Below are 9296 nucleotides of genomic sequence, written 5' to 3'. Positions count from 1 at the left end.
GGCCCAGCAGGCGGTGGAGATGACGGGCTGCTCCGTCACCTACCCCGACGGCGCCACGGCCTGCGCGGCCATTGGCAACAACCCCTACGCGGGCGGCTTCATCTACTTGGTGGGAAGTTTCTACGCGAGCGAGCTGGTTCCGCGCGAGCGCGGGGTGCTGGACCTGGCCGGCGTGCACCGCGCCCGCATCACGCTGGATATGCGCGGCAGCACCTACCGATGGGTAGCCCCCTTCGAGGCGTTGCCGCCGCAAGGCAGCATCCAGACGCGCGGACGACTCACCGGTTTTGTGGACCACCGCAACGGCGACGGCAGCGAAGGCGCCGACATGTTGGACGCCCGCGCCCGCCCGGTGCGCGACTTCCGCGGCTGGCTGTGGCAAAACAGCCTGTGCCGCGACCTGGCCGGCGCGCAGCCGGGCTGCCAGCGGCGCACGTTCTATTCCGTGCGCCTGCCAGTGGAGCTGTTTCGCGAGGCGCTGTTCAACAGCAAGCAGCGCGTGGTCTGGCCGCCCGAAGACCTGGGCAGCATGCGTTTGCGGATGGAGATGCTGGGCCCGGGCTCGCCGCCCGCGCTGTTTGACAGCAATATGCCCGGCGCGCAGCCCGCCGCATCGCTGGCCGAGGTGGCCCGCTCGCTGCTGCCCGGCGAGAAGGTGCAGATCCGCAAGCTGGGCAGCAGCGAGCAGGAGGCGCTCACGCTGCGGGGATCGGCGGTGGAAGCGGGTCCCTCGGCCCCCTGGCTGTTGCGCCTGATCAGCTGGCTGCCGCTGGACGGCACGCTCACCAACCCCAGCCGGCGCCCACAGCCCGAGGCGCCCGCTGGCTTGGACATGCTGGACACGCCCGTAGGCCACTACGCCGTCACCTTTACCGGGGACCTGCGCGGGGTGGAGCAGAACCTGGCCGTGGTGGCCACGCGCATGTCGTGGTACCTGGGCGCCATGCTGGCCGCCATTGCGCTGGCCTGGCTGGTGTTGGAGGTGGGCCTGCTGCGCCGGGTCACCGCCCTCACGCGGCGGGCCGCCGCCGTGTCGTACAACGTGCAGGACGGCCACATTGGCCCGCGCCTGGGCGACCTGGAGGTGTCGGACCTGCGCGGCTCGGACGAGCTGGGCATTCTGGCCGGCGGTCTGGCCGACCTGCTGCAGCGCGTGAAGGACGACCTGGCGCGCGAGCGCCTGCGCGCCCAGCAGGAGCGGGACATGTGGCACGCGGTGGGGCACGAGATCATGTCGCCCCTGCAGTCGCTGATGGTGCTGCACGGCGGCGCCGATGACCCTGGCCACCGCTACGTGCAGCGCATGCAGCAGGCGGTGCACGTGCTCTACGGCACCGCCTCACCGGCCGAGGCGCTGCAGGCGGCCGACGTGCCTCAGGGCCGGCTCGACCTGGACGCCTTCCTGCGCCACGTGGCCAACAACGCGCACTTTGCGGGCATCGGCAACGTGGTCTACCAGGGCGGGCCGGGCCCGATCTTCGTGCGGGCGGACGAGTTTGCGCTGGAGGACGTGGTGACCCACATCCTGGGCAACGCCGACCGTTACCGCCCGGCCGGCTCACCCATCACACTGACGCTGGCCGCGTCCGAATCCACCGCCAGCGCCACCTTGCACAACCAGGGCTCGACCATCGAAGAAGACCTCCTGGGCCGCATCTTCGAGCTGGGGGTGTCCGACCCGAGCCTGCCCGCGCCGATGGACGAATCGAAGCACCGGGGCCAGGGACTGTTCGTGGCCAAGACCTATATGGCCAAGATGGGCGGCACCATCAACGCGCGCAACACGGCCGACGGGGTGGCGTTCACGCTCACGTTCCAGCGCCTGGGCTGACACCAGAAAAGGCCGCGGGGCGGACGGGCGCGTTTGGCCGCGTCTGACAGCGGCGGCGACAGCGTCCGGCCTACCCTGGCGGGACGCTGCCGCCCTGCACGCTGCGCATCTGCACCTTCTTGCACGTGCATGCAGCGCGGCTTTCCGCCCACTGCAAGTTTTCCAAGGAGTGACCCATGAAACGCTTCGCCTTTGCATCCGCCGCAGCCCCTGCGCTCACCGCCGTCCTGCTGGTGGCCTCTTCTGCCGCCACCTGGGCCCAGACGCCAGCCAACGATGCCCGCGCCCGCTATGAACAGGAGCGCGAAAAATGCAGAACCCACAACACGCAGGACAGCCTGGCCACCTGTATGCGCGAGGCCACCAACGCCTACGATGCCGCCCGCAAGGGCCAGCTGAGCGACCCCGGCCCCATTGCCATCGCCAATGCCACCCAGCGCTGCGACGCCTTCCAGAACGCCCAGGACCGCGCCGAATGCGTGCGCAGGATTGAAAGCGACCCCGCCAGCGGATCCGTGTCCGGCGGCGGCGTGCTGCGGGAATCCGTCACGACCACGGTGATCCCGCAGTGATCGGTCAGAGAGCTTTCATCCAAATAGCGCCTTTGCGCTTGTCTGACAAGCGCAATCAGCTATACATTTTATAGCAAATGAAATCTTCGGAACTGGCTTAAACAGCTTCCAATCTCGAACTCCGCCCTCCTCGTCCGTTCACGCTGAGCCTGTCGAAGCGCCGCGCAGGGCGGAGGCAGGTTCAGTCTGAACAGCGGGTGGAAGCTCTAGATCCCAACGCAGCAGGGGTGTCGGTCCCCGGGGCTTCAGGCGGCGGCCAACGCCTGGCGCATGGCGTCGATAACGCCCCGGTAGTCCGGCTTGCCAAAAATCGCGCTGCCAGCCACGAAAGTGTCCGCACCCGCGTCGGCCACGCGGCGGATGTTGTCGGCCTTGATGCCGCCATCCACCTCCAGGCGGATGTCCTTGCCGCTCGCGTCGATGCGCTTGCGCACGGCCTCGATCTTGCGCAGGGCCGAGTCGATGAAGCTCTGTCCGCCAAAGCCCGGGTTCACACTCATGATGAGGATGAGGTCGATGTCGTCGATCACCCAGTCCAGCACATCCAGCGGCTCGGCCGGGTTGAACACCAGGCCGGGCTTGACGCCCTTGGCGCGGATGGCCTGGATGCTGCGGTGCACGTGGGCCGAGGCATCGGGGTGGAAGCTGATGTAGTCGGCGCCCGCGTCGGCGAAGGCAGCGGCCAGCGCATCCACGGGCTCAATCATCAGGTGCACGTCGATGGGCACCGGCCGGCCATCGGGCGTCTTGGCGTGCGGCTTGAGCGCCTGGCACACCATGGGGCCGAAGGTCAGGTTAGGTACGTAATGGTTGTCCATCACGTCGAAATGGATCCAATCGGCGCCAGCGGCAACGACGTTGCGCACTTCCTCGCCCAGGCGGGCAAAGTCGGCAGAAAGGATGGAGGGGGCAATTTGGTAGGTGCGGCTCATCCCTGCATTGTCGCAAAGCGCCTCGGTGCCTGCCTCGTCAGCAGGATGCAGGGCGCTCCGTGGCGCGGCCACACGGTTACCATTCGCGCCATGCCAAAGCACCAGTTCGACGTCCAAGTGCAACCTGAGTACCTGCCCGAGCAGTCTGCGCCGGACACGGGCGTGTTCAGCTTTGCCTACACGATCACCATCACCAACGTGGGTGAAGCACCCGGGCAGTTGATCTCGCGCCACTGGATCATCAGCGATTCGCTGGGCCACACCGAAGAAGTCAAAGGACTGGGCGTGGTGGGCCAGCAGCCGCTGCTCAAGCCCGGCGAGTCGTTCCAGTACACCAGCGGCTGCCGCCTGCGCACCGCCAGCGGCACCATGCACGGCACCTTCCATTGCGTAGCCGACGATGGCGAGCCTTTTGACACGCCCGTGCCGCTGTTTGTGCTGGAGGCCGTTCGCCAGGGCCCCCTGGGCGGGCCGCTGAACGGGCGGGTGCTGCATTGAAGCGCGCGCCATCCGCCGAACTGCCCTCCTTGCTGGCGGCGCTCGACCCCGGGGCCGGCCTCGCCCAACGCCATCTGTGGCTGATTCACCTACTCGACTGGGTGCGCGGCCAGCGCGACTCCGTACCCGCCGCCGTGGGACGCGTGCAGCTGTTTCTCGATGCCGTCGAGGCCCGCCCCGAGGTGCAGCAGCGGCTGCAGGCGTGGTGGGCCACGCTGGTGGAGCACGTGGACATCACCACGCTGCTGGCCGATTTCGGCTTCGCGCCGCGCACCGCGCTGGTCAGCGAAGTGGCCGAGCGCCTGCGCACCAAGCTGCTGCCCGGCAGCCCTGAAACCATCGACGCCTCCGAGCTCTTCATGCTGGCGCTGCCCAGCGAATTCGACGCGCAGTGGCTAGCGGCGCTCGACGAGGCCCAGCTCACGCGCCTGGTGGCACTCTTGGCCCCACCCGGGGACGAGGCGCAGGCAGGCCCCTCGCGCTGGCACCGTGCGCTGCTTGACGCCATCACCTACTGCGCGGGGCAGATCCTGTCCACCGGCTTTGCACCCGAGCTGCGCCTGCGGATGAGCGAGTCGGCGCGCGATGCGCAGCCGTTCCACGCGCTGATCCGCGATGTGGAGAGCCTGCGCGTGGAGGTGGTGCACGCACTGCGCACACCCGACCGGCTGGATGAGGCAGCCCAGCGCCTGCGCGAGCGGCTGGAGGCCTGCCGCGCGGCCGCCGCCACGGTGTACACGCATTTCGAAGACAACGGCATCTCGGTAGGCCTGGTGTTTCGCTTGCGGCAATTGCGCGAGCGCATCCTGCGGGTGCGCGAGCTGCTGGACTGCCTGCTGTCGCCCAAGCCCGCAGTCACGGCAGCACGCCTGCTGGCGCATCTGGTGATGGTGGGCCAGGAGCGGCGCAGCCTGCGCGCGCTGCTGGCGTCCAACTCGTCGCTGCTGGCCGCCAAGGTGGCCGAGCGCAGCGCGGAAACCGGCGAGCACTACATCACCCGCACCGCCCCCGAATACCGCGCCATGGTCCGCAAGGCCGCGGGCGGCGGGGCTGTGATGGCCTTCACCACGCTGGCGAAGTTCGGGCTCTACGCGCTCGCACTCTCGGCGTTCTGGGCGGGCTTCTGGGCTGGCGTGAACTATGCCGCCACCTTCGTGCTGATCCAGTTGCTGCACCTGACGGTGGCCACCAAGCAGCCGGCCATGACGGCCCCCGCGATGGCCGCCAAGCTCAAGGAGATTGGCACCAGCGGCGCCATCGAGTCCTTCGTGGATGAAATCACGCACCTGGTGCGCTCGCAGGTCGCCGCGGTGCTGGGCAATGTGCTGGTGGTGTTCCCGGCCGTGCTCGTGCTGGCCCTGCTCATCGCGCTGGCCACAGGCAGCCCGGCCATCAGCGAGCGGCAGGCGGCGCACGTGCTCGAATCGCAGCACCTGCTGGGCCCGTCGCTGTTCTTCGCGGCCTTCACGGGAGTGCTGCTGTTTGCGTCCAGCATCATCGCAGGTTGGACGGAAAACTGGTTCGTGCTCAACCGGCTGGACTCGGCGCTGCAGTACAACCCGCGCATCACGCGCCTGCTGGGCGGCGAGCGCGCAGCCCGCTGGGCGCGCTTCCTGCGCGAAAACCTCTCGGGCTTTGCCGCCAACATCTCGCTGGGGTTCATGCTGGGCCTCATCCCTGCCTTCGCAGGGTTTTTCGGTCTGGGCCTGGATGTGCGGCATGTCACACTCTCCACAGGCCAGGTGGCAGCGGCGAGCGCCGCGCTGGGGCCCACGGTGCTGCATTCGCCGGCCTTCTGGTGGGCGGTGGCTGCGCTTCCGCTGCTGGGTGCGCTCAATGTGACCGTGAGTTTCTACCTGGCCTTCAGCCTGGCGTTGCGCGCGCAGAATGTGAGCGGCGTGGACCGCTCGCGCATCTATGCGGCGATCCGTGCGCGACTGCGCTCGGCGCCAATGAGTTTTTTTGTACCGGCGCGCCGCCCGGCCTGAACGGCCTGAAAAGTCAAGCCTGCGGCGCGGCCCAAGCCTCGCCCCTGTCCTACATGGGCAGGATGTTTCGGCCTGTAAATTCAGGCAACGTTGGTGCGCCCTTTTTCAAGAGGGGTTTTGAACCAGTTCCCGGTGAATCTCCCGGACTGTGCGCACCCGCTTCTTCACCCACTCCCGACGGGGCCCGGCCCCGCCTGACGCAGAGGTTCCAAAAAGATGAATGAAATCCTGAGCTTCTGGGCGCAATGGCTGCGCCCCTCGGCCGGGTTGCCCACCGTGCAATGGTCGCTGCTGCTGGCAGTGGCTGCCATGGCGGGCTATCTCACGCAACGCCACACCGGACTGCCCAAGGTACTGGGCTACTCGCTGGTGGGCACTGCCGCCGGGTTGGCGGGTTTCAGCGGCGCGGTCTGGCCGCTGCAGGGCATCGGCCTGTTCCTGCTCGAACTGGGCATCGCCATCGTGCTGTTTGAATGCGGCGGGCGCATTCCGCTGCGCTGGTTCCGGCACAACCCCATGGTGCTGGTGCAGAGCATCGCCGAATCGGTGCTCACCTACTTTGCCGTGTACTGGGTGCTGGTGTGGCTGAACCTGCCCACGCAGGTAGCCGGGCCGCTGGCGCTGGTGGCGCTGGCGGCATCGCCGGCCGTGCTCACGCGCGTGGTGGCCGACACCCGGGCGGCCGGGCCGGTGACGGAGCGTGCCATCGTGCTCACCACGCTGTCCACGCTGTACGCCCTCACGCTGGGCAGTGCCAAGGCGGAGCTGCTCAACCGCCAGAGCGTGACGGTCCTTGAAACGATCTCGCCCGTGGTGGTGGTCCTGGGGGTCTCCATCATCGTGGCAGCGGTGCTGGCGCTGGTGCTGCGCATGGCGCTGCGAGTGATGAGCCCGACCAGCGAAAACACTTCCATGCTCTTCCTGGCCCTGGTGGCCGCGGGCACGGCCGTGGCCGCGCACATGGGCGGCTCTGCGCCGCTGGCGGCGCTGCTGGGCGGCATGCTGCTCAAGCAGCTCAACCCCCGGCCCTGGGCCTGGCCGCGGCAGCTGGGCAACGCGTCTTCGCTGCTCACCATGCTGATGTTCGTGCTCGTCTCCACCGTGGCCGCCCAGGCCGACTGGAGCGCACCCGTCGCCGGCGTGGTGCTGGCGCTGATTGCCGTGCGCCTGCTGGCCAAGGCCACCGGTGTGGCGCTGGGCAATGTGGGCAGCGGCGCGAGCTGGAAACAGGCGCTCTGGGTGGGCTGCGCGATGACACCGATGTCGTCGATCGCCCTCCTGATCGCCTCGCAGTTCGTGCTGGCCTCGCCCTCGACAGGGCATGTCATCGCCGGCGTGGCCCTGCCCGCCATCCTGCTGATGGAGGTGCTGGGCGCTGTGATCGCCACCGTGGCCATCTACCGCGCGGGCGAGAGCTCCAAGCCCTGGGCGGCCCTGACGGCGCGCGGGCAAAACGGAGACACCCAGCCATGAGCGCAGCGCCACGCCGCGCGCATCCCGATCGCACCGCACTGCACCGTACAAAGGCCCCCTGATGTCCCTTGAAGCCTTCAACCATTCCGAACCGCTCACGCTGGGCGTGGAGCTGGAGCTGCAGCTCGTCAACACCAACGACTACGACCTCGCGCCCTATGCCGAGGACATGCTGCGCCTGATGAAGAAGAACCCGCTGCCCGGCAGCGTGGTGCCCGAGATGACGAACAGCATGATCGAAATCTCCACCGGTATCTGCCATTCGAGCAGCGAGGTGCTGGGCCAGCTCACCCCCATCCGCGATGCGCTGGTGAAAAGCGCCGACAAGCTCAACATCGCCGTGGTGGGCGGCGGCACGCACCCGTTCCAGCAGTGGCACGAGCGGCGCATCTACGACAAGCCGCGCTTTCGCGAGCTGTCGGAGCTGTACGGCTACCTCTCCAAGCAGTTCACCATCTTCGGCCAGCACGTGCACATCGGTTGCCCCGATGCAAACGCGGCGCTCTTGATGCTGCACCGCATGAGCCGATACATCCCGCATTTCATCGCGCTGTCGGCATCAAGCCCCTATGTGCAGGGACAGGACACGGCCTTTGATTCAGCGCGGCTCAACTCGGTCTTCGCCTTTCCACTGTCGGGCCGCGCGCCCATGGCGCTGACCTGGGACGACTTCACCGCCTACTTCGACAAGATGACGCGCACCGGCGTGGTCAAGAGCATGAAGGACTTCTATTGGGACATCCGCCCCAAGCCCGAGTTCGGAACCATCGAGATCCGCGTGTTCGACACGCCGCTGACCATCGAGCGCGCCGCGGCACTGGCCGGCTATGTGCAAGCGCTGGGCGCGTGGTTCCTGGCCGACCAGCCCTTCATGCCGGCGGAAGACGACTACCTGGTCTACACCTACAACCGCTTCCAGGCGTGCCGCTTCGGCATGGACGCGGTGTATGTGGACCCGGCCACCGGTGGACACATGCCGCTGCGTGAGCACATCCTGCGGACCATGGACACCATTGCCAGCCACGCGGCCATGCAGGGCTCATCGAGCGCCATGCACATGCTGCGCACCGAGGTGGAGGCAGGACAGAACGATGCACGCTGGCTGCGTTTGCGCCAGCGCGAAGAGCAGCTGCTGGCCGAAGTCAGCCGCCAGGCGGCGCAACGTTTTCGCGGCGCAGCGGCCTGACACCCGGGCGTGAAGCAACCTGCATCTCTCAGCCCAGCTGCGCCAGGCCCGCGCCTGCTGCACGCGCCTGCTGGCGCGCCCCTCAATGAACGCGGCTTTCTCAACGGGCGTGTTCGTGCCTTGCGTGATGCTGATCTCCAGCAGCGCGGTAGGCTGCTTCAGGGGCGCACCCCCCACATGCCAGCGCGCCGCGGGCAGGTCGTCGATCACCACGGCGGTCACCTCCCGGCGCTTGCCCAGCAGCTGCACTGTGAGGTCGGTGAGTGCGCTGGCCAGCTGTCCGTAGCGTTCAGGATTTTGCAAGGGGGCGGTTTTCAGTACGAGGGTCGGCATGGTGGTCAGGGCTCCTGGCGAGAACGGCGAAGTGCGGCGGGGGCGCGGTGCAGAGGCGTTTCGTAGCGCAAGGACTGCAGGGCACGGCGAACGGCGCCCAGAAACACACCCGCGGCCCATGCGCTGGCATCGCGGATGGCCTCCTGGCGCAATTGCAGCGCACGCCGTTTGGCCGCCTCGCGCAGGCGGTGATAGTCGTCGGGATGCATGGGGGCAAACGGTTGCGAGTCCACGATGGCTCCTTCTTGGGATGAATGGAAGCGACTGTAGAAATCGGCCGCCGCTGCGGAAACCACGCGCCATGCAACAGCGTTTTGCGCCGCTGGCAAGCCCCCCCGCCGTTACCATCGCTCCATGCGCGAGATCCGCTTTGAAGACATGCACCTGTTCCTGCGCGTGGCCGACCTGGGCTCGTTGTCGGCCGTGGCGCGCGAGCGCGATACGCCGGTGAGCCAGGTGTCGCGCACCGTGGCGCGCATCGAG

Annotated in this window: 9 protein-coding genes and 1 pseudogene; 7 read left to right on the top strand and 3 right to left on the bottom strand. The window is 67.9% G+C overall.

Translation table 11 applies throughout. The annotated features are described in order from the left end of the window. Window positions 1-1831, top strand: a 1831-nt coding sequence (locus MRY84_RS04665) for a HAMP domain-containing sensor histidine kinase (protein WP_291504585.1), incomplete at its 5' end; no start/stop codon positions are given. A gap of 176 nt (window positions 1832-2007) precedes the next feature. Then, on the top strand, window positions 2008-2403 hold the full coding sequence (locus MRY84_RS04660) for a hypothetical protein (protein WP_291504584.1): 396 nt from the start codon (window positions 2008-2010) through the stop codon (window positions 2401-2403). A gap of 245 nt (window positions 2404-2648) precedes the next feature. On the opposite strand, the gene rpe is transcribed toward MRY84_RS04660, so the two are convergent. Further along, entirely contained in the window at window positions 2649-3335 is a 687-nt protein-coding gene (rpe, locus tag MRY84_RS04655) for a ribulose-phosphate 3-epimerase (protein ID WP_291504583.1), read from the bottom strand. Window positions 3336-3425: 90 nt separating this feature from the next. Between rpe and apaG the strand changes: the two genes are divergently transcribed. The 4 genes from apaG to MRY84_RS04635 all read left to right on the top strand — a co-directional run bounded on the left by apaG (window position 3426) and on the right by MRY84_RS04635 (window position 8480). Then, a complete protein-coding gene (gene apaG / locus MRY84_RS04650) occupies window positions 3426-3833 on the top strand; it encodes a Co2+/Mg2+ efflux protein ApaG (protein WP_291504582.1) in 408 nt (135 codons plus the stop codon). Continuing rightward, window positions 3830-5821 carry a site-specific recombinase gene (locus tag MRY84_RS04645; RefSeq protein ID WP_291504581.1) on the top strand — a complete coding sequence of 664 codons (1992 nt, stop codon included), beginning with the start codon at window positions 3830-3832 and terminating at the stop codon, window positions 5819-5821. Before apaG ends, MRY84_RS04645 begins: the two co-directional genes overlap by 4 nt. Before the next feature lie 216 nt (window positions 5822-6037). Then, on the top strand, window positions 6038-7294 hold the full coding sequence (locus tag MRY84_RS04640) for a cation:proton antiporter (RefSeq protein WP_291504580.1): 1257 nt from the start codon (window positions 6038-6040) through the stop codon (window positions 7292-7294). Between the two features lie 61 nt (window positions 7295-7355). Next, entirely contained in the window at window positions 7356-8480 is a 1125-nt protein-coding gene (locus MRY84_RS04635; RefSeq protein WP_291504579.1) for a YbdK family carboxylate-amine ligase, read from the top strand. Between the two features lie 171 nt (window positions 8481-8651). Here MRY84_RS04635 and MRY84_RS23140 read toward each other — a convergent pair. Continuing rightward, a pseudogene (locus MRY84_RS23140) lies at window positions 8652-8813 on the bottom strand (tautomerase family protein); the annotation flags it as partial. Between the two features lie 5 nt (window positions 8814-8818). After that, a complete protein-coding gene (locus MRY84_RS04630) occupies window positions 8819-9046 on the bottom strand; it encodes a hypothetical protein (protein WP_291504578.1) in 228 nt (75 codons plus the stop codon). Between the two features lie 121 nt (window positions 9047-9167). Here MRY84_RS04630 and MRY84_RS23135 point away from each other — a divergent pair. Beyond that, on the top strand, window positions 9168-9296 hold a 129-nt coding region (locus tag MRY84_RS23135; protein WP_363317474.1), incomplete at its 3' end, for a LysR family transcriptional regulator.

The sequence above is a fragment of the Acidovorax sp. genome (assembly GCF_022763525.1).
Lineage (GTDB): Bacteria > Pseudomonadota > Gammaproteobacteria > Burkholderiales > Burkholderiaceae_C > Acidovorax.
Note: the sequence above shows the minus strand (reverse complement) of the source record. Positions and strands in the feature narration are given on the sequence as shown.

What these genes read in the sequence shown, in the direction of transcription:
- apaG (WP_291504582.1), top strand. Translation starts at nt 3,426, where the DNA reads ATGCCAAAGCACCAGTTCGACGTCCAAGTGCAACCTGAGTACCTGCCC.
- MRY84_RS04640 (WP_291504580.1), top strand. Translation starts at nt 6,038, where the DNA reads ATGAATGAAATCCTGAGCTTCTGGGCGCAATGGCTGCGCCCCTCGGCC.
- MRY84_RS04660 (WP_291504584.1), top strand. Translation starts at nt 2,008, where the DNA reads ATGAAACGCTTCGCCTTTGCATCCGCCGCAGCCCCTGCGCTCACCGCC.
- MRY84_RS04635 (WP_291504579.1), top strand. Translation starts at nt 7,356, where the DNA reads ATGTCCCTTGAAGCCTTCAACCATTCCGAACCGCTCACGCTGGGCGTG.
- rpe (WP_291504583.1), bottom strand. Translation starts at nt 3,335, where the DNA reads ATGAGCCGCACCTACCAAATTGCCCCCTCCATCCTTTCTGCCGACTTT.